The sequence below is a fragment of the Plantactinospora sp. BB1 genome (assembly GCF_003030385.1).
In the GTDB taxonomy this organism is placed as follows: Bacteria; Actinomycetota; Actinomycetes; order Mycobacteriales; family Micromonosporaceae; genus Plantactinospora.
Genome location: NZ_CP028159.1, coordinates 6058608 through 6077913, shown reverse-complemented (window position 1 = coordinate 6077913; position 19306 = coordinate 6058608). Strand labels below are relative to the sequence as shown.

17 protein-coding genes are annotated in these 19306 nt (G+C 71.4%); 10 read left to right on the top strand and 7 right to left on the bottom strand.

Translation table 11 applies throughout. The features are described 5' to 3' along the window. Window positions 1-40 precede the first annotated feature (40 nt). Entirely contained in the window at window positions 41-1090 is a 1050-nt protein-coding gene (locus tag C6W10_RS26515) for a helix-turn-helix transcriptional regulator (protein WP_107261476.1), read from the bottom strand. Between the two features lie 90 nt (window positions 1091-1180). On the opposite strand from C6W10_RS26515, the gene C6W10_RS26510 reads away from it, so the two are divergent. The 4 genes from C6W10_RS26510 to C6W10_RS26495 all read left to right on the top strand — a co-directional run bounded on the left by C6W10_RS26510 (window position 1181) and on the right by C6W10_RS26495 (window position 5584). After that, window positions 1181-2377 (top strand): MFS transporter, encoded by a 1197-nt coding sequence (locus C6W10_RS26510; RefSeq protein ID WP_107261474.1) that lies wholly within the window; start codon window positions 1181-1183, stop codon window positions 2375-2377. A 124-nt stretch (window positions 2378-2501) separates the two neighbouring features. Further along, window positions 2502-2996, top strand: coding sequence for a hypothetical protein (locus tag C6W10_RS26505; RefSeq protein ID WP_107261472.1), 495 nt, complete (start codon window positions 2502-2504; stop codon window positions 2994-2996). Window positions 2997-3135: 139 nt separating this feature from the next. Beyond that, window positions 3136-4542, top strand: coding sequence for a class II 3-deoxy-7-phosphoheptulonate synthase (locus tag C6W10_RS26500; protein WP_107261471.1), 1407 nt, complete (start codon window positions 3136-3138; stop codon window positions 4540-4542). After that, window positions 4535-5584, top strand: coding sequence for a low specificity L-threonine aldolase (locus C6W10_RS26495; protein ID WP_369937003.1), 1050 nt, complete (start codon window positions 4535-4537; stop codon window positions 5582-5584). The genes C6W10_RS26500 and C6W10_RS26495 overlap by 8 nt, the downstream gene beginning before the upstream one ends. Window positions 5585-5639: 55 nt before the next feature. Here C6W10_RS26495 and C6W10_RS26490 read toward each other — a convergent pair whose 3' ends face one another. Genes C6W10_RS26490 through pknB form a run of 3 tightly spaced genes read right to left on the bottom strand, consistent with a single transcriptional unit; the run spans window position 5640 to window position 9423 of the window. Continuing rightward, window positions 5640-6473 (bottom strand): M15 family metallopeptidase, encoded by an 834-nt coding sequence (locus tag C6W10_RS26490; RefSeq protein WP_199853753.1) that lies wholly within the window; start codon window positions 6471-6473, stop codon window positions 5640-5642. A gap of 54 nt (window positions 6474-6527) precedes the next feature. Further along, window positions 6528-7442: a deoxyribonuclease IV gene (locus C6W10_RS26485; RefSeq protein WP_107261469.1), complete on the bottom strand. Its 915-nt coding sequence runs from the start codon at window positions 7440-7442 to the stop codon at window positions 6528-6530. Continuing rightward, window positions 7423-9423, bottom strand: coding sequence for a Stk1 family PASTA domain-containing Ser/Thr kinase (pknB, locus tag C6W10_RS26480; RefSeq protein WP_107261468.1), 2001 nt, complete (start codon window positions 9421-9423; stop codon window positions 7423-7425). Before pknB ends, C6W10_RS26485 begins: the two co-directional genes overlap by 20 nt. 188 nt (window positions 9424-9611) lie before the next feature. On the opposite strand from pknB, the gene C6W10_RS26475 reads away from it, so the two are divergent. From C6W10_RS26475 to C6W10_RS26465, 3 genes are read left to right on the top strand one after another with little or no spacing between them, the layout of a single operon-like run. After that, on the top strand, window positions 9612-9977 hold the full coding sequence (locus C6W10_RS26475; RefSeq protein WP_107261466.1) for an Rv2175c family DNA-binding protein: 366 nt from the start codon (window positions 9612-9614) through the stop codon (window positions 9975-9977). A gap of 14 nt (window positions 9978-9991) precedes the next feature. Beyond that, window positions 9992-10324, top strand: coding sequence for a lycopene cyclase domain-containing protein (locus C6W10_RS26470; RefSeq protein WP_107261464.1), 333 nt, complete (start codon window positions 9992-9994; stop codon window positions 10322-10324). A gap of 19 nt (window positions 10325-10343) precedes the next feature. Then, window positions 10344-10709 (top strand): lycopene cyclase domain-containing protein, encoded by a 366-nt coding sequence (locus C6W10_RS26465; protein ID WP_107261462.1) that lies wholly within the window; start codon window positions 10344-10346, stop codon window positions 10707-10709. A 55-nt stretch (window positions 10710-10764) separates the two neighbouring features. On the opposite strand, the gene mptB is transcribed toward C6W10_RS26465, so the two are convergent. From mptB to C6W10_RS26450, 3 genes are all read right to left on the bottom strand, one after another. Beyond that, window positions 10765-12297: a polyprenol phosphomannose-dependent alpha 1,6 mannosyltransferase MptB gene (gene mptB / locus C6W10_RS26460; protein WP_107261460.1), complete on the bottom strand. Its 1533-nt coding sequence runs from the start codon at window positions 12295-12297 to the stop codon at window positions 10765-10767. 108 nt (window positions 12298-12405) lie between these two features. Next, window positions 12406-13488 (bottom strand): polyprenyl synthetase family protein, encoded by a 1083-nt coding sequence (locus C6W10_RS26455; protein WP_107261458.1) that lies wholly within the window; start codon window positions 13486-13488, stop codon window positions 12406-12408. A gap of 243 nt (window positions 13489-13731) precedes the next feature. Continuing rightward, complete coding sequence (locus C6W10_RS26450) at window positions 13732-15009, bottom strand: transcriptional regulator (RefSeq protein ID WP_159104758.1); 1278 nt, start codon at window positions 15007-15009, stop codon at window positions 13732-13734. On the opposite strand from C6W10_RS26450, the gene C6W10_RS26445 reads away from it, so the two are divergent. The 3 genes from C6W10_RS26445 to C6W10_RS38090 all read left to right on the top strand — a co-directional run bounded on the left by C6W10_RS26445 (window position 15008) and on the right by C6W10_RS38090 (window position 17628). Beyond that, window positions 15008-16684: a recombinase family protein gene (locus C6W10_RS26445; RefSeq protein WP_159104757.1), complete on the top strand. Its 1677-nt coding sequence runs from the start codon at window positions 15008-15010 to the stop codon at window positions 16682-16684. The genes C6W10_RS26450 and C6W10_RS26445 overlap by 2 nt on opposite strands. A gap of 414 nt (window positions 16685-17098) precedes the next feature. Further along, complete coding sequence (locus tag C6W10_RS37525) at window positions 17099-17266, top strand: hypothetical protein (protein WP_159104756.1); 168 nt, start codon at window positions 17099-17101, stop codon at window positions 17264-17266. Continuing rightward, a complete protein-coding gene (locus C6W10_RS38090; protein ID WP_199853752.1) occupies window positions 17263-17628 on the top strand; it encodes a hypothetical protein in 366 nt (121 codons plus the stop codon). Before C6W10_RS37525 ends, C6W10_RS38090 begins: the two co-directional genes overlap by 4 nt. Window positions 17629-19306 lie beyond the last annotated feature (1678 nt).

The following is a 19306-nucleotide window of genomic DNA, read 5'->3' as shown; positions in this document are numbered from 1 at the left end:
TCTCCGGCCCGGCAACACCCGGTCCTCCGACCGGGGCAACTCAGCCGGCGGTCTGCTCCTCGGACCGCCGGCTGAGCCGGACCAGCCGGTCACCGTCGGCGGTGCGGAAGTAGAGCACGTACCGCCCCGAGCGGCGTCGCCGCACGAGCTGGGCGTCGAGCAGTACCCGCAGATGCCCGCCGACCGAGCCCAGCCCGTGCCCGGTCGCGGCGACCAGCCCGGTGGTGCTGGTCGGCGAGTCCAGCCGGGCCAGGATCTCCGCCCGGACCGGGCCGAGCAGTCGGCGGAGCGCCGCCGGTGGGGCGGCTCGGGCCGGATCGGCCAGGAGTCCCTGGCACGGGTAGACCACGGTGTGCCGGTGCGAGGTGCCGGAACCGCCGCCACCCCGGATCTCGGTGCCGACCCAGCCCCGGGGAGAGGTACTCGGCACGAAGAGCAGCCCACCGTCGCCGAGATCCTGCGGCGGCAGGTCGTACGTGTTGATCTGGAGCTGCCCCTGCCCGAGCCAGCGCATCCCCGGCCGCATCCCGTCCAGCGCGGCGGCCCAGCCGCCCGAGCTGAGCAGGTGGGTCCGGGACACGATGTCGGCCTCGAAGAGCCGCTGCCGGCGCGGCCAGTCCGGGCGCAGGATGCCGCGCCAGACCCAGTCCAGCAGCTCGGCGACCCGTTCCGGCAGGTCGGCGCCGCGCAGCTCGGCGGGGACCGGCCCGCGCAGCCCGGTCGCCAGGTCGGCGCGGGCCGCCTCGGCCGGCACGGCGCGGATCCGGCGCAGCTCGGCGGCGAAGATCTCCTCGGCGTCACCGGCCGGGGTCCCGGCGGCGTCGGCGCGGCCGCCGAGGAAGCCGGTCGGCGTGCCGAGGAAGTCGGGCAGCCACCGGGGCGGGAAGGCGCTCCGGACGAAGGCGACGGCGAACGGGTCCGCCGCCAACCGGGCCCGGTAGGCGGCCGAGTGCGCGTCGACCCAGGCCCGCTGACCGGGCAGCGTCGGATGCCCGTCCAGCATCTTGAGCACCGCGACCGTCTCGACCAGCGGGGAGAGGGCGAACCGGCTGCGGGCCAGCACGTCCGCGTCGAGCCGCCAGAGCCCCACGACCGACCACCTCCGGTTCCGTTCGACTCCGGTTTCGTCTGCACGTGAAAAGGTAACGGCTCGCCGGAGGGCGCACCCAGACTGCCGTCCGTGCGTACCTATCGGGAGTTGTTCCGGGTCCCCGAATTCCGTCCCCTCTTCCTGGCCACCGCCGCGCAGGTGGCGGCGGGCACCGTCAACGGGCTCGCCCTCGGCACCCTGGTGTACTCCGCCACCGGGTCACCGCTGCTCGCCGCGCTCAGCCTCTTCGGCCCCTCCTTCGCCCAGATGCTCGGCGCCACCACCCTGCTCTCGATGGCCGACCGGGTGCCGCCGCGCGCCGCGCTGGTCAGCGTCAAGCTCTTCCTCTGCGCCGGCAGCGTCACGATGGCCCTGCCCGGCATGCCGATCTGGGCCATGTTCGTGGTGATCGGGCTGATGGGGCTGGCCGGCTCGATGGGTGGCGGGGTCCGCTGGGGGCTGCTCGGCGAGATCCTGCCCGACGGCGGCTACCTGCTCGGCCGGTCGGTGATGAACATGTCGGTCGGGGCGATGCAGATCAGCGGCTTCGCGCTCGGCGGCGCCCTGCTCGCGGTCGTCGCACCGCGCCAGGTGCTGCTGATCGGCGCCGGACTGCACCTGGGCGCCGCGCTGGTCGCCCGGTTCGGCCTGCCCCGCCGCCCGCCGAGGGCGTCCGGCCGGCCGTCGGTCCGGCGGACCTGGCAGGTCAACGCCACGCTCTGGGCGACACCCGCCCGACGGTACGTCTACCTCGCGCTGTGGCTGCCGAACGGGCTCGTCGTCGGCTGCGAGGCGCTGTTCATCCCGTACGCCCCGGAATCCGCCGGGGTGCTCTTCGTCGCCGGTGCCCTCGGAATGCTCGCCGGGGACACCATCGTCGGCCGGTTCGTCCCGGCCCGGTGGCGGCAGCGGCTCGTCACGCCGCTGCAACTGTCGCTCGGGTTGCCGTACCTGCTCTTCGCCCTGCCGATCCCGCTGTCGGTGGCCGCGCTCGCCGTCGCGGTGGCCTCGGCCGGATTCGGTGCCGGGGTGCTGCTCCAGCAGCGCCTCGTCGACCTCACCCCGGTGCAGATGCGCGGCCAGGCGCTCGGGCTGCACTCCTCGGGGATGTTGACCATGCAGGCGGTGTCGGCGGCGCTGGCCGGTACCGTCGCCGAACATCTGCCGGTCGGTGCCGCCATGACCGTGATGGCGGTGCTCTCCCTGCTGGTCACCCTCCTGCTCCGCCCCGGGTTGCGCACCCCGGCCGACCCCCGTACCCGTACCCGGGAACCGGCGCGGCCCTGAGTCCGGCGCCGGCCGGTCGCCCCCGCTGCCGGGGGCGCCGGTTGCCCCGTGCTGCCGGGGCGTCGGGGCGGGTGGGTCGACGGCGGCTCGACTAGGGTGGAACCCCCTCGGTGGAAGGAGCGCGATGGTCGGCGTACGGCGACGGGTGGTCGGCGTGGTCGCGGTGCTGGCGACGGTGCCGCTGGGCCTGGCCGGCTGCGGCGCGTTCGACGGGCTCGCCGGGCAGGGCGCCGAGCCCACCCCGACCCCGGACGAGGGGCCGCAGCGGGCCCGGGAGCGGGTGCAGGCATATCTGGACGCGATGAAGGCGAAGAGCGTCGCGGACGGCCGGGAACAGCTCTGCGAGCCACTGCGGGAGTCCTTCGACCAGGCGGCCACCGGCCCGAACGGCGACTTCGCCGAGCACTTCTCGGTGCCGGCGGCGACGATCACCGACGTCCGGGCCAACGGCGCCGACCAGGACGTGAGTACCTCGATCACGGTCAAGGTCGGCGGCAAGTCCACCCCGACCAAGGTCCTCTTCACGGTCGCCCGGGCGGACGGGCAGTGGTGCATCGCCAAGGAGACGATCGGCGGCCACACCCCGGCCCCGTCCGGCTCGCCGACCGAGCCGACCTGAGCACCTCGGCCGGTGCTGTCGACCGAGCCGGCCCGATCATCTCCTCCGGTGGCGCCGGCTGCCGCTCGCGGGCTCCCACGAAGCGGACGGGCGCCCCTCGCTCCCGGCGCGGTGCGGGTCCCGCCGTACGCTTTCTGACATGCGCCATGAGTGGCACCAGTTGAGCTATCCCGCCGTGGGCAACACCGCGTTGCAGACCAGCCGGCCGACCGAGGACTCCGCCGAGGACGAGGCGCTCGGCCTGGACCGCTGGCGGGGACTGCCCCGGGCCCAGACCCCGCCGTGGCCGGACCAGGCGGTGGTGGACGGGGTCTGCAAGATCCTCCAGAACGTGCCCTCGATCGTCGCGCCCTACGAGGTCGACCAGCTCCGGGCGCGGTTGGCGCTGGTCTGCGAGGGGCGGGCGTTCCTGCTCCAGGGCGGCGACTGCGCCGAGACCTTCACCGACAACACCGAGAGCCACCTGCTGGCCAACGCCCGGACCCTGCTCCAGATGGCGGTGGTGCTGACCTACGGCGCGTCGCTGCCGGTGGTGAAGGTGGCCCGGGTGGCCGGGCAGTACACCAAGCCGCGCTCGCTGCCGACCGACGCGCGGGGGCTGCCGGCGTACCGGGGCGACATGATCAACTCGCTGGAGGCGGTACCGGAGGCGCGGGTCGCCGACCCGCAGCGCATGATCCGGGCGTACGCGAACTCGGCCGCCGCGATGAACATGCTCCGGGCGTACCTCGCCGGTGGGCTGGCCGACCTGCACGCCGTGCACGACTGGAACAAGGGCTTCGTCAAGAACTCCCCGGCCGGTGAGCGCTACGAGGCGATCGCCCGGGAGATCGACCGGGCGCTCGCCTTCATCCGGGCCTGCGGGCTGACCGAGGACGAGGCGCTGCGCACCGTCACCCTCTACTGCTCGCACGAGGCGCTGGCCCTGGAATACGACCGGGCGCTGACCCGGGTCTCCGACGGCCGGGCGTACGGCCTCTCCGGGCACTTCCTCTGGGTCGGCGAGCGCACCCGGCAGCTCGACGGGGCGCACCTCGACTTCATCTCCCGGATCGCCAACCCGATCGGGGTCAAGCTCGGCCCGACCACCACGCCGGACGAGGCGATCGAGCTGTGCGAGAAGCTGAACCCGGAGAACATCCCGGGCCGGCTCACCCTGATCAGCCGGATGGGCAACGGCCGGGTACGCGAGGTGCTGCCGCCGATCGTGGCGAAGGTCACCGCCGCCGGTGCCAAGGTCGTCTGGCAGTGCGACCCGATGCACGGCAACACCCACGAGTCGTCCAACGGCTACAAGACCCGGCATTTCGACCGGATCGTCGACGAGGTGCTCGGCTACTTCGAGGTGCACCGGTCGCTGGAGACCCACCCCGGCGGCCTGCACGTCGAGCTGACCGGCGAGGACGTCACGGAGTGCCTCGGCGGCGCGCAGGCGATCGAGGACATCCACCTGCCGGACCGCTACGAGACCGCCTGCGACCCCCGGCTCAACACCCAGCAGTCGCTGGAACTCGCCTTCCTGGTAGCGGAGATGCTTCGTGGCTGACCAACCCAGCTCCACCCCGGCCCCGGTCGACCTCCGGTCGGACACCGTCACCCGACCCACCCCGGGGATGCGCGCCGAGATGGCCTCGGCCGAGGTCGGCGACGACGTCTACGCCGAGGACCCGACCGTCAACGCCCTCGAAGCCGAGGTCGCCGCGCTCTTCGGGCACGAGGCGGCCCTCTTCGCCCCGACCGGCTCGATGGCCAACCAGATCGCCATCCAGCTGCTGGTGCCGCCCGGCGAGGAGCTGCTCTGCGACGCCGACGCGCACGTGGTGACGTACGAGATCGGCGCCGCCGCCGCGATCGGCGGCGTCTCCACCCGGACCTGGTCGCCGGCCGGCGCCGACGTCGACCCCGAGGTGGTCGCGGCGATGATCCGGCCGGACGGGTACCACGCGGTGCCGACCCGGGCGATCGCGGTCGAGCAGACCCACAACCGGGGCGGTGGCGGAGTGATCCCGCTGGCCACCCTCGGCGAGCTGCGCCGGGTCGCCGACGAGGCCGGGATCGGGCTGCACTGCGACGGCGCCCGGATCTGGCACGCGCACGTCGCCGACGGGGTGCCGCTGGCAAGCTACGGTGCGCTCTTCGACACCCTCTCGGTCTGCCTCTCCAAGGGGCTCGGCGCGCCGGTCGGCTCACTGGTGGTCGGCAGCGCGGAACGGATCGCCCGGGCCCGGGTGATCCGCAAGCGGATGGGTGGCGGGATGCGCCAGGCGGGGATCCTCGCCGCGGCCGGCCGGTACGCGCTCCGGCACCATGTGCGGCGCCTCGCCTCCGACCACGTCCGGGCGGCCCGGCTCGCCGACGCGCTCGCCCCGTTCGGGGTGCTCGCCGGCCCGGTACGCACCAACATCGTTCCGCTGGACCTGACCAAGTGCGGGTTCGACGCTCCCGAGCTGGGTGCGGCGGCCCGGGACCGGGGCGTACTCGTCTCGGTGCTCGGCCCGCGCATCGCCCGGCTGGTGACCCACCACGACCTGGACGACGCCGGGGTGGACCGGGCCGTCGAGGTGCTCACCGAGCTGTTCCGGCGCTGACCGGCCAACCTGTCCCACCTGTCCCGCCCGGCGCGGCTCGGTCGCCGATGCGGGGTCAGCCGCCGGTGCGGGTGAAGTGCTGGTAGTCGGGGGAGCGCCACCGCCCGCCCCACTCCCAGCCGGCGGCGGCGAACGCCTCCACCAGTACGCCACCGGGGACGGCCATCCCGGGGCGGTGGCCGGAGCGGTCCCGGTACGCCGCACCGGCGGGTGGCAGGACCCGACCGTCGATCAGGTACGGGTTCTCCACCGGGTTGACGTCGATCGCCTTCCCGTACGCGTGCGCGGACCACTTCGCCGCGCCCGTGGAGACCGCCCGGCGGCAGTTGAAGCCGGAGGTGTTGTCGTCGGCCATCGACCGGTCGTCGCTGCCGGCGTACGCGTCGACGGGTTGTAGCCGCCGGATCGGGAAGCGTTCCCGGTAGAGGGTGGCGAAGATCTCGACCACCTCGGCGGTGACCGACCGGTGTACGACGATCGTGCCGACCCGGGGCCGGCCGTCGAAGTCCCAGTAGCCGAGCCGGATCCGCCGGAGCTGGTCCGGGCCGACCGGGCAGCCGGGTCGCCAGCTCTGGCCGAGGTCGGCGGCGGTGACCGTGGAGATCTCGTGCCCGAACGCCGGTGCGGTGGTCGCCGGGTCGCCGGGCCGGCTCGTCGTCGGCCCGGCGGGGGTGCGTGCCGCGCCCGCCCCGCCGGTCGAGGTGCCCGCGCCGCCGGTCGGGCCGGTCGCGCCGCCGCCCGGGTCGCTCGCGTTGCCGGCCGGGCCGGTCGCGTTGCCGGCCGGGGCACCCGCCGGCCCGCCGCAGCCGGCCGCCGCCACCAGCGCGGTCAGCAGCCCGACCAGCAGCAGCCCGACCGGCGGCAGCACACCCCGCACGCCCCGTCTCACCGCCGCCACGCTACGCCGCGCCCGACCCGGCACCCAAACGGAGCGGGGCCGAGGTCAGGGGCGGAAGCGTTTGAGGGTGGCGATGTCGTCGGCGTGCCCGTGGTTCTCGCTCGGCGTCTCGACCACCACCGGGATGCCGGCGGTCGCCGGATGGGTCATCAGCTCGGCGAAGGCGGACTCGCCGATGCTGCCCTTGCCGATCGTCTCGTGCCGGTCCCGGGTCGAGCCGCAGAGGTCCCGCGAGTCGTTGGCGTGCACCAGCCACAGCCGGTCCGCCCCGATCACCTCGACCAGGGTGTCCAGCGTCTCGCGCATGCCGCCCTCCCGGGCCAGGTCGTGCCCGGCCGCCCAGGCGTGGCAGGTGTCGAAGCAGGCACCGAGCCACGGGTGCCAGTCGACGGCGCCGAGGTAGGGCGCCAGGTGCTCGACCCGGGAGGCCAGCGAACGCCCGCCACCGGCGCTCGGCTCCACCAGCAGCTTCGGCCCGCCGCTGGCCGCCGCCGAGTCGAGCAGCGGCAGCAGTGCCTCGCGTACCTGTCGCATCGCCGCCTCGGCGTGCCCGGCGTCGACCGCGCTGCCGGCGTGGAAGACCACCCCGGCGGCACCGATCGCGGCACCCCGGTCCAGCGCGTGCGCCAGGGTCGCCACCGACCTCTCGACGGTCGCCGGGGTGGGCGAGCCGAGGTTCACCAGCAGCGACGCGTGGATGTACGTCAGCAGCCCGCGTTCGGCGCAGCCGGCCCGGAACGCCGCGTCCTGGCCGGGGTCGCCCGGTGGCAGCGCCCAGCCCCGCGAGTTGCCGACGTAGACCTGCACCACCTCGGAGCCGATCGCGTCGGCGTACGGCAGGGCCGCCCTGGCCAGCCCGCCGGAGGTGGGCGTGTGCGAGCCGACGGGCCGGCTCGGCGCGGGCGCGCTGCCCGAGCCGGTGCCGAGGTCGGTGGCGGGGTCAGAGGCAGGTGATGACAACCTGGGTCCCTGGCGGTACCGGAGTGTTCTCGTTCGGGTTCTGGAACCGGACCGTACCGTTCGGGTTGAACTGCACCCCGACGGGCAGGCCCTGGCTCTCCAGGAGCTGTTTCGCCTGCTGGCAGGGCATGTCGATCACCCGGGGCATGGCGATGGCCGGCGGGCCGTTGCTGACCTCGACCTTGATCTGCGCGTTCTTCTCCACCCCGGCGCCGTCCTGCGGGGTCTGCGCGATCACCTCGTCCTTGGGCTTGTCGGAGTCCTTGTACTCCTCGCTGAGCTTGAGGTCGAGTTCCTTGATGATGTTGCGTACCTCGTTGATGTTCTTGCCGACCAGGACCGGGACGCTGATCGGCGCCTTGCCCTTGCTGACGATGACAGTGATCTTGTCGCCGGGCTTGACCTCGGCGCCGACCTTCGGGGTGGTGGCCATCACCACGCCCTTGGGCAGGTTGTCGTCGTAGCGGTCGGTGCCGCGCACCAGGACCAGGTTGGCGTTCTCCAGGTCGAGCTGGGCCAGGTCCAGCGTCTTGCCGACCACGTCCGGCAGCGGGAAGCGCTCCGGGCCGAGGGAGAGGGTGAGGGTGATCGTGCCGCCCCGCCGGATCCGGCTCGTCGACTCGGGGTCCTGGGCGAGCACCCTGTCCTTGGCGACGTTCTCGCTGTAGCGGGGGTCCGCGTACTTGACCACGAAGCCCGACCGTTCGGCCTGCGCCTGCGCCTGCGTCCCGGCCAGCCCGGCCAGGCTCGGCGTCTCGGTGTAGCGGCCGAACCCGAACCACCAGCCGGTCATCGCGACGACCAGGGCGAGCGCGACCACGGTCACCACCACCGAGGCCCGGCCCGCGAAGAGCTGCCCACCGACCTGGCGGACCCGGTCGAGGAGATCGGAACCCGGGCCGGTCGCCGCGCGGCGGCGGTGCGGGGTGGCGCGTTCCCCTGGCTGGTCGGGCAGGCGGGCCCAGGACGGGCGGGCGGTGGGTTGCACCGAGGCGACCACCATGGTCGGCTGCTGCACCACCATGGTCGGGTGGTCGGCGGCGGGGATCTGCCGGAGTATCGCCGTGTTGGCGTTGGCGACGGTGCCGAGGTCGTCCCGGACCACCTGCACCTCGCTCTGGAACGCGCCCGCGTCCGTCGGCCGGGCCCCGGGGTCGCGCCGGGTCGCCCGGCGGACCAGCTCGTCGAGGACCGGCGGCAGGCCGGGGACCAGCCCGGAGGGCGCGGGTACGTCCCGGTCGACGTGCTGCCAGGCGACGTCCACGGCCCGGTCACCGTCGTACGGGACCCGGCCGGTGAGCATCTCGAAGAGCACGATGCCGGCGGCGTAGACGTCGGTACGCGGATCGGCCCGGCCCTCGGTGACCAGCTCAGGCGCCACGTAGGCGACCGTCGCCATCAGCTGGTTGCCGCCCTCGGTGGTGTCGGAACTCGCCTCGACAGCCCGGGCGAGCCCGAAGTCGGCGACCTTCACCACGCTGTCGACCAGGTTGCCCGCGCCGCCGCTCGGCGCCTCGGCGACCAGCACGTTCTCGGGTTTCACGTCCCGGTGCACCAGCCCGGCCCGGTGCGCGGCACCGATCGCGGCGAGCATCTGCTCCAGGATCGCGAGCGCCTCGCTCGGGTTGAGCCGCTTGCGCTCGGCCAGGATCTCGCGCAGGGTCCGGCCCCGGACGTACTCCATGACGAGGTACGGCAGACCGCCGTGGGTGCCCTGGTCGTAGACGGCCACCACGTTCGGGTGGGTCAACCGGGCGATGGTCTTGGCCTCGTCGGTGAACCGCTCCAGGAAGCCGGCGAGCTGCACCTGCGCCGCCTGTGCCTGGTTCGGGTGAATGATCTTGATCGCGACCGTACGGTCGAGGCGCTCGTCGATGGCGGTGTAGACGGTCGCCATCCCACCACGGGCCACGCGACCGCGGATGCGGTAGCGTCCGTCGATCAGCGAGTTCAGCAGCGTGTCGGCGACCTGTATGTCCATCGGCAGGCAGTCTATGTCTCCAGGGGGCAGCGGCAGAACAGGATGCCACAGCCGACGCCGAAGCGAAAACTTCGTGTCGCCCGTTCCGCGCTCGGCGGAGATCATTTCGGCGGGATTTGCCGGTGTCGTCCCGCCCGGCTGACCGGAGCCGTTCGTCCGGCTCGGCGGTGGCGTGGCAAGGTGAGCGGGTGACCGAATCCTCACCTGTCGACCCGCAGCCGACCGAGCCGTCCGGCTGGCTGAGCCTCCCGGACGTCGCCGAGCGCCTGGAGGTGACGATCAGCAAGGTGCACCAGATGATCCGGGACCGGGAGCTGCTGGCGGTCCGTCGGGACGGCACCCGGGTGGTCCCGGCCGAGCTGGTGGCGAATCGAACGGTACGCAAGCACCTGCCGGGCATCCTCACCCTGCTGCACGACGCCGGATACGACGACGAGGCGACGCTGCGCTGGCTCTACCTGCCCGACGACACCCTGCCGGGCGTGCCGGCGCAGGCGCTCGGCGACGACCGGGCCCGGGAGGTCAAGCGCCGGGCCCAGGCCACCGGCTTCTGAGGCGGGTCCCGCCGATGGAGCGATTCGCCTACCTGGCCGTGCTCGCCGGGTGCCTCGGTGCCGCGCTGTGGCTGGAGCCGGTCCTGCGGGTCAACGTGCTGCGGCGGTGGCGGCGGCTGCTGCTCACGCTGCTCCCGGTGGTGGTGCTCTTCGCGCTCTGGGACCTGGCCGCGATAGCCGCCGGGCACTGGACCTTCGACCCGGAGCAGACCACCGGGGTACTGCTGCCCGGCGGTCTGCCGCTGGACGAGTTGCTCTTCTTCGTCGTCGTACCCTGCTGCGCCATCCTCGGCTTCGAGGCGGTACGCGCGGTGCGGCGCTGGCCGGCCGGCGACGAGGCGCCGTGAACGGCGACGGGTCGTCCTCGTGAGCTACACCGTGGCCGCCCTGCTCGGGGTGGCCGGCGCCGTACTGGTCGACCTCTTCGTGCTGCGTACCCGGCTGGTCCGCCGGCCGGTGTTCTGGGCCACGTACCCGATCATCGTGTTCTTCCAGCTCCTCTCCAACGGCATCCTGACCGGCCGGGGCATCGTCCGGTACGACCCGGAGGCGATCATCGGCTGGCGGCTGGCGTACGCGCCGGTCGAGGACCTGCTCTTCGGCTTCGCCCTGGTGCTGCTGACCCTGAGCGTCTGGGTCCGGCTGGGCCGGGCCGGCGTGCAGCGGACCCCGGCCGCCGGGGAGGGCTCCCCGCTGCTCCGGCTGCTCCACCGGCAGCGATCGGAGCGTTGACGGCGTCCACCGTCAGCCCCGGACCGGCACGGTCAGCCTCGGGGGTGGGGGACCGTCAGCCTTGGGAGCGGGGGGACCGCCATCTTCGGTACGCCACGACGGCCAGCACCAGCACCAGGGCCACGTCGAAGAGGGCGCCGGGCAGCTTGCTGAGTACGGCCAGCCCGAACCCGCCGGGCAGGACCAGGAAACTGAGTACGGTCACCGCGACGGCGACCCGGTGCACGTGGCGCCACCCGGCGAGGCCCGCCGCGAGCACGGCGACGGCGACCAGCCCGTACCAGGGGTAGAAGATCGGGGAGAGCAGGGCCAGGGCGGTGAAGGCCAGGCCGGTGAGGGCGACCAGTCGACGCCGGGCGCCCGTCCGGTCGGGTGCCGGGACGGCCCGACCGGCCCGGACCAGCAGTACCGCGATCGTCCCGGCCAGCGCGACGAGGCCGAGGAGCCGGGCCGCCGCCACCGCGCCGTCGACCGCCTCCGGGTGCCCGGCGAGCCGCAGCAGGTATCCGGCCGCCATGCCGAGCCCGGTCGGAACCGAGGTCCACTGCACCAGCCGGCCGGTGTCGGAGAGCGCCGAGATCCAGCCCAGGTCGAGCCCGGTGGCCAGGGTCACCCCGGCGAAAGCCAAGCCGGCACCGGCGAAGGCCAGGCCGGCACCGGCCAACGCCGCGGCGGCCGGCGCGGCGCGGCTGGAGCCGGGCCGGACGACGGTGAGCAGGATGGCGAACGGCAGCGCCACGATCGCGGTGACCTTGATCGCGACAGCCAGCCCCAGCAGCGCACCGCTGCCGACCCCGGCCCGACCGGCCCCGAAAGTTGGCGACGGGCCGGCCGCTAGGGACAGCGCGGCGACGACCAGACCCAGCACCAGGGCGTCGTTGTGCGCCCCGCCGAGCGCGTGGACTCCGACGAGCGGGGAGAGCAGGCCGAGCCAGGTCGCCCGGACCGGGTCGACGCCGGCCGCCCGGGCCAGCCGGGGCAGGCAGGCGACCGCGAGTACGACGCCGGCCAGCGCCTCGGCCCGGAGCAGCCCGACCGCGACCAGCAGTTGGCCGTCGGTGGTGGTGTCGACCAGCCGGGCCACCGCGACCGCCCCGCCGGCCAGGGCCACCGCCAGCGGGCCGTACGGGGTCGGGGTCTCCTGCCACAGCGCGGGTACGGCACCCGACCAGACACACCCGCCCGGCAGCACCCCGACGGAGTACGGGTCGACGCCGTCGAGCCAGAGCGCGCCCTGGCAGGCGTAGGCGTACGCGTCCCGGCTGCCGACCGGGGGTGCGAGCAGCAGCGGAGCCGCCCAGAGCAGCCCGGTACGCAGCAGCCAGCCCAGCGGGACGCTCGCCGGCCGGCGCCGTACCCGTACCCCGAGCCGCCACCAGGTGACCGTCAGTGCCACCAGCCCGGCGACCCAGCCGGTCAGGCCGAGCCAGTCCGCCCAGGTGTCCGGCAGCGGCGCCGCCTCGGCGGCACCCGTCGGCAGTGCCCCGACCCGGTAGGCGCTGGCCGTCAGCGTGGCGCTGGCGACGAGCCCGACGATCCGCAGCCGGGTGGGCCGGTCCGGGGCGGGCAGCTCTCCGACGGATCGCACCAGACCAGCATCCCCAGCCGCCGGTACCCCGGACGCACGGTTCCACTCGACCGACCGGGGGAAACCCGACCGACCGGGGGAGGGGCCGCTCCCGTACCCCTGTCCGGGTCAGTCCTTGCGGCGGGTGGCCACGACCGCGAGATCCACCAGCACCTCGCGGGCCTCGGGCTCCAGTTCGGCGCCGACCAGCGCGGCCAGCGCGGTGTCGGTGAGGGTGGCTATCCGCCGCTCGGTGCGGTCCAGCGCCCCGCTGCTGGTGATGACCTCGCGCAGCACCTCGATGCCGGCCTGGTCGAGTCCGGGGTCGCCGAGCCGGCGGTCCAGCAGTTCCCGTCCGGCCGGGGTGGTCGCCTCCAGCGCCGCCGCCACCAGGTAGGTCCGCTTGCCTTCCCGCAGGTCGTCCCCGGCCGGCTTGCCGGTCTGGCCGGGGTCGCCGAAGACACCGAGTACGTCGTCCCGGAGTTGGAACGCCTCGCCCAGCGGCAGCCCGTACCCCGAATATGCGGCCCGCAGCTCGGCGGGCGCGTCGGCGAGCGCGGCGCCGAAGAGCAGCGGTCGCTCGACCGTGTATTTGGCGGACTTGTACCGGGCGACCTTGCTCGCCCGGTCGACCGAGGCGTCCCGGGTCGCCTGCGCGAGCACGTCGAGGTACTGCCCGATGGTGACCTCGGCGCGCATCTCGTCGAAGACCGGCCGGGCCCGGCTGACCACAATCGGGTCGATGCCGCTGCCGTGCAGCAGCTCGTCGGACCAGACCAGGCAGAGGTCGCCGAGCAGGATGGCGCTGGACTCGCCGAAGCCGTCCGGTCCACCGCCCCAGCCGGCGGCCCGGTGCTGGGCGGCGAACCGGCGGTGGATCGACGGTTCGCCCCGCCGGGTGTCGGACCGGTCCATCAGGTCGTCGTGGATCAGGGCGCTGGCCTGCACGAACTCCAGCGCGGCCAGGCCGCTGACGATCTCGTCGGAGTCGCGCCCACCCGCACCCCGGTAACCCCAGTAGCCGAACGCCGGCCGCAGCCGCTTGCCGCCGCCGAGCACGAACGCCTCCAGCGCGTCGGCGACCGTGCTGAGCCCGTCGTCGATGCTGGTCATCCAGGCGCGCTGTTTGCCGAGGAACCGGGCCAACGAGTTGTCGACCCGCTGGCGGAGGCCGGCGCGCTCGACCGGTGGGACGGGGGCGGATGCGGTCACGCCATGACGCTAGTGGATCGACCATCCGAGCGCGCGGTGCGGGCCGCGCCACCGGCTTCGGGAGGCGGCCGGTGTCGGACCGCTCGTCCGACCGTCTGCCCTGCTCACCCGCGTGATCAACTCCTGTGGCCGGCCGTCGGGGCCGCTGCGACAGCAGAGAGATTCGTCGATGGAGTCCGGGTGGCGGAGGCCGGGCGACGATCGGCGGGCGCGTCCCGGCCACGCCGGCCGGTCGGCTCGTGGTCATCCGGCGAGAGCTGCCGGCGGCGCCGTGGGCAGGTAGCGACGGGCCGCCGCCGACAGCGCCGCGTGCCGGCGGCCGGCCGGCTCCGCCCGGTACGCCGCGAGTCGCCGGCCGACGCCGGCCAGCTCCGCCGCCGCCCGTGCCGACCCGGACCGTACGGTGTCGAGCAGCGCCGCGTCCGCGACCTCGGCGGCCCGCTCCCACTCGCCGAGGTCCAGGCAGGTACGGGCCAGCCAGGCGCCGTAGACCGCCGCCGTCCTCGGCTGCCCGCCCCGGGTCAGCGCGGCGCGCAGCAGCGGCTCGGCGCGCAGCGGGCGGCGCAGCGCGGCGAGGCAGCGGCCGGTCATCGCGGCAAGTTCGCCCTCGTCCAGCCAGTAGAGCCAGGGCGGTTCCCGGGGCGGCTGGCGTCGTCCGGCCGCCCGGTCGGCGGCGCGCAGCGCGGCGTGAGCGGGGCGTCGGCGCCCGCACCGCGCCGCCGCGAACGCGATCCGGTGCAGCAGCAGCGTCCGCAGCCCGGCCGGGGCGGTTCGTCGGGCGCCGAGATATCCGGTACGGGCCAGCAGCAGGCTGCCCCGGGCGTCGCCGAAGGCGCCGAGCAGGTGGCTCGCCGAACCGAGTACGTGGGCGCCGAGGCTCCGGTCACCGGCTCCGGCGGCGGCGGTCAGCGCCAGCCGGTACGCCCGCAGCGCGGCGTCGACCTCTCCCGCGTCGGTGTGCAGCCAACCGGTGAGCTGCGCCGCCTCGGCGACCAGCGCAAGCGCCTGCCGTCCGGGGCGGCCGGTCGCGCACCGTGCCGTCGCCAGGGCGAGCCGACCGGCCGGGGACGACAGCAGGTCCGCTCCGCCGACGACGTCGTCGAGCCGCCGCAGCCCGGCGACCCCGGCCGCGTCGAGCGGCAACTCGGGCGGCGGTGCACCGGCTGTTCCGGATCGGTCCGGCGTCACCCGCACCGGCCCGCCCGGGAGCGCTCGGGTCGGCTGGAACGGGATGGTGACCGCCGGTCCGACCGGCCCGTCCGGATCGGTGAGCCAGGCATGTGCCGAGGCCAGCAGCTCCTGCCGGGCCCGCACCGCGCCGGCATCTGCGCCGTCCCCGCCCGTGCCGTCGGCCGCCCTGGGTCGGCTCGCGGCGGCGGCGACGGCCAGCTCCTCGACGGACACCTCGAACACGGCCGCCAGCCAGCTCAGCCAGAACTCGCCGGGTACCCGTTGCTGCCGCTCCCACCGGGACACATCGTACCAGTCAGACTTACAAGCATGCCGTACGCTTCGGGGCATGCAGGACATGGTGGCGGCTTCCGCTGGCAGGCGTCCCAGGGCCAGCCTCAACGTGCGGCTTTCGAAGGCGGCGGATGACGCGAACACGTCTCTTGACGGGATGGTCGCGGACCTACGCGACCTCTGCCGAAGGGAGGGGTTCGAGGAGATAGCGCTGCACATCGATGATGGGATTTCGGGAGCGGTTCGGGATCGACCCGGGTTCGTCGCTTGGTTGGACGATGCGCGTGAGGGTCGGGCTGATGTGTTAGTGGCCTGGCATGTGGATCGGATGACGAGGGAAGGGCTGAACGTCGCGGCTCTGATCCTGGATGTGCAGGAGGGGAAGGATCCTGCAACCGGCCAGAGAGTCCGTGAGCCTGTCCGGCTGATGGATACGCGAGGACTCGACTCGAATGATGGGGACAGTTTTCGAATCCGGTTCGTATTGCAGGCTGAGATGGCACGGTCTGAGCGGCAAAGAATGATTGACCGGAGTCGCCGGAGGGTGGCTCGGTTGCGTGAGGCGGGCCGGTGGGGAGGAGGCACACCGCCCTACGGCTACAAGCCTGAACGCTCTACCGATGGTAAGGGTTGGCGGTTGGTCGTCGACCCTGACTCGGAGGCTCGGGTACGGGAGATCGTTGATCGCATCCTAGGCGGCGATTCTATGAACTCGATTTGCATCGATTTCAACGATCGTGGTGTGCCGACACCGAGCGACCATTACCGGAAGCAGATGGGGAAAGATTTGTTGAGTCGTCGATGGAAGACGACTGCCCTAATTCCAATACTCAGGTCACGGACGCTGCTGGGGATTGCTGAGCAGGCGGGTGAGGTGATCCGAGACGCTGAGGGGATGCCTGTTAAGAGGGCTGAGCCGATTCTCACCCAGAAGGAATGGGATCGTGTTCAGGTAGCGTTAGATGCGCAGTCGCGTAGAAAGACGCGGACGGCGCAGACGTCGCCCCTCCTCGGTATCGTATTTTGTCATCTGTGCGGGTTGCCGATGTACCGGGTTCTGGTCGGATCTGTGGCCCGTAAGAACCGTTACCAGTACTACCGTTGCCGAGGAAAAGCGGAGCGACTGAACGATTGCACCGCATTGTCTGTCCGGGCAGACAAGTTGATGGTCCTGGTAGAAGAAATGTTGTTAGCTGCGGTGGGGGATCTTGAGATCATGGAGTCGGTTTTGATTCCGGCCAAATCCCATCACGAGGAGTTGCGGCAGGCCGAGGAGAGCTTGGCCGATCTGTTGCGAAAGTCCGCAGGTAAGCCCGAGGCAATCCAAAGGATCTACCGAGCCCAAATTGAGAGCCTAGAGCATCGGATTGTGCGACTCTCAGATCTTCCGGAGACGGAGGAGCGTACCGAGTTCCGGCCTACTGGGAAGACGTACCAGGAGGCTTGGCGTGAGGCTGATACGGAGGATGCGCGTCGAAGGATGCTCCTCCGGGCAGGGGTGAGAGTGAGAGCCGGTAGAGCCGATTCTGATGGGCTTCGGGCGGTGACGTTGCCGGTGTGGGAATCAGATAACTCGGAGTTTTCTGCTGTCACGCTGGCTGCACGGGACGGAGTTCAGGCGGCCATGTTCTTGCCTCGGGACCTGGCCGAGCGTGCCACCGGAAGCCCCAGCAAGCGGATTGCCTGGAGGCAGCGGAGTCTGTTACCTGGCACGCTTGAACGGACGCTTTAAGGGGCGCACGGCTTCGACGGAGCCCCGGGGTAAAATTCCTCGCTCCGGGGTTCCTTCATGTCATGCCTCTGCCGTCGGGCTCACGACTGTCACAGTCGCGGTAGTCTGCCGTCAGGTCCAGTCAACCCCTGCCGGTCCCCTTGGAGGAGACAGCCGGGCGCGCGGTGACCGTTCCCGCGTGTAAACGCTGCCTTCATTCCACACACCGTTAGGGGGACAACTCTGCCCGTTTCTGGTAGCCGCGTAAGTCGCGGTATAGGAAGCGCGCCCAGCCGTTCCGCTTGGGAAGCGCATGTCAAACGAATTGTCGATGAGGCGCCGCCGTTGTCTGTTGAGGCGCGCGTGCGCCTCAGGGGACTACTAGGGGGCCGCTGACTGCGGCCCTTCAACCTGTTGAGGCTAAGGAGTGTGTATATGGATTTTGCCGCCGTCGTCGCATGGGCTGAAAGCTTCGCCGAGGATGAGACGGCACCCCTCGGCCTGCGACTGTTCTGCACGGTGCTTCTTGGCACTGAGGCAGTAAAGGCGTTCATTGCCGAGCGGGATGCGCAGCTTGGCGAGAACTGCGAACGGTGCCGGTGAGCCGGTTCAAATTCGCCGGAGACTTCGGGGCAATCCATCAGCCGGAGTACCGGCGGATGGCCAAGGATGAGCGGATCAGTCCGCGTGCCTTCCGGGTTCACTTCGCTGCCCTCGGCTGGGCCAACCAGATCGGACACGCCGAGTTCGGCCCGGGGGAGCTGGCGCAGGTGTTGGGGATCGGCTGCGGCCGGCAGGCAGACAAGGCCGCTGACAAGGCCGTTACCGCAGCGAAGACGATGGGGCTTGTCCTCCCGGAGTCCGGCCTACGCTGCCTGGTGCTGCCCTACACACTCTTTCAGAAGGGCAAGGGGACGGTGGTCTGCAACCACCACCGGGCCAGCATCGCCCAGGGCGTCACGTAGCCCCTTGTCCCCCTCGCAGGGAGACAGCGTCCCCCTCACAGGGGGACAGGGATGGTGTGTGACCTGCGGGAACCTGGACGCACTCTATATCTACTTTGGGGTTGCCTTCACGGAAGAAGTTGGGAGGGGTTGAAGTACCCAGTTCAAAGGGCAGCCCTTTGGAGGGCTGTCCTAGTTGCTAGTAGTTAGTGATACTTGATCAGTGCCGAGCGTTCCTGGCGCTCGGCTTCAGCGACCAAAGAGGTGGAAGGCCAAGCGCGACCACGCTGCCTGCGACGGCACCAGAGCAGCCGACGACGGGTGATCTTGCTTTGGTCGCCCGTCAAAGGGCGGCACTAACGATCTTTCTGCCTTCGGCCCGCTTCCGGGCCGTGCAACTCCGGCGTAGGGAACCGCAACCACGGCCGACAGGCGAGGTTGCGTAAGCCGCCTACTCTGCTCTCGTGAACTCTGTTGCTCTGCAAACAGCCGACTGGGGCGACGTACCGGCGTGGATAAGCGCGATCGGCTCCCTTGGTGCTCTCGTTGCTGCTGTCATCGCATCATTGATAGCGAGGCGCATCTACCAGATTGAATCAGCCCGCGATGAACGGGCTGAGGCCGACCGACGAGCGCGCGACCTGGACGCTATGCAAACGCAAGCAAACCAGGTGTCGTGTTGGTGGGACGTGATCGTTATTGGACCGACGTCTCCTACTCCCATCGGAGGCACTATGACCGAACGAGTTGTGAGGGTGAGGAACGCCTCGGCCCTGCCAGTCTACGGGGCTTCAATCTTCTTCTACCGACCAATAGGTGACGGGACGCACAAGGCCGTACAGCCCCTAACCCGCGCCGTTATTCCGCCGAACTCCGAGCCTCTCGCCTTGGTTCCGCCACATGAAATATCATCAGATATTCGCAACAGGGAGGCGGACGACATTCTCATAGAGATCTTCTTTGCTGATGCTAGTGGCAACAAATGGAGGCGAGACGTTGGCGGCCGGCTCGAATTGCTACTGTCTGGCCGGAATGAGTAGGTCGCGCCCCTTCATTGTGTCAATCTAGCGAGCTCGATTCATCAGGGGGTAGGGGGTGCTGAAACTTTACTGAGGATCGCCTGTCGACCCACTGGTTTAGGCGCGTTTTTGCGTCTGCGAATCTTCTTAGTTTTGTGGGAATTCGTTCGATCTAGAATTGATTGGAGAATCGTATTTGGATAATTGTAAAAACTATCGGTGGTGCTCGCGGTGCAGAGTAGGGCATCCCGTAGGCGAGTCGCCGTGCCCGGAGTGGCTTGCTGCTTTGGCTGAGCGTGCCGCTGTGATCCAGCGGCGGCGCGAGGAGTGGAAGCGGGCCCAGAACCGGGGCCAGCGTTGCCGTAGGTGCCTCGTGTGCGGCCGAACGTTCGACGGTGGGCCGCCTCGGAGAGGTAGACCCCGGGAAATGTGCTCGCCAGCCTGCCAGGAGATCCGGGAGGCGGAGAACCAGCGCGCTCGGTTGTCCGGTAGCCCTGTACGGCGTAGGCGCCCTGAGCACAGGCTGCGGACGCGACGGGTTCTCCGGGTCAGTCCGGCAGTGCTGGACTTCCTAGACGCCTTCCCTGACGGCTGGTCTACGGATTAATTCACTATTGGTAGAGGGACCTAACCCCGGCCAACACCGGCCGGGGTTCTTTTGTGCCCCATACAGAAGGAGG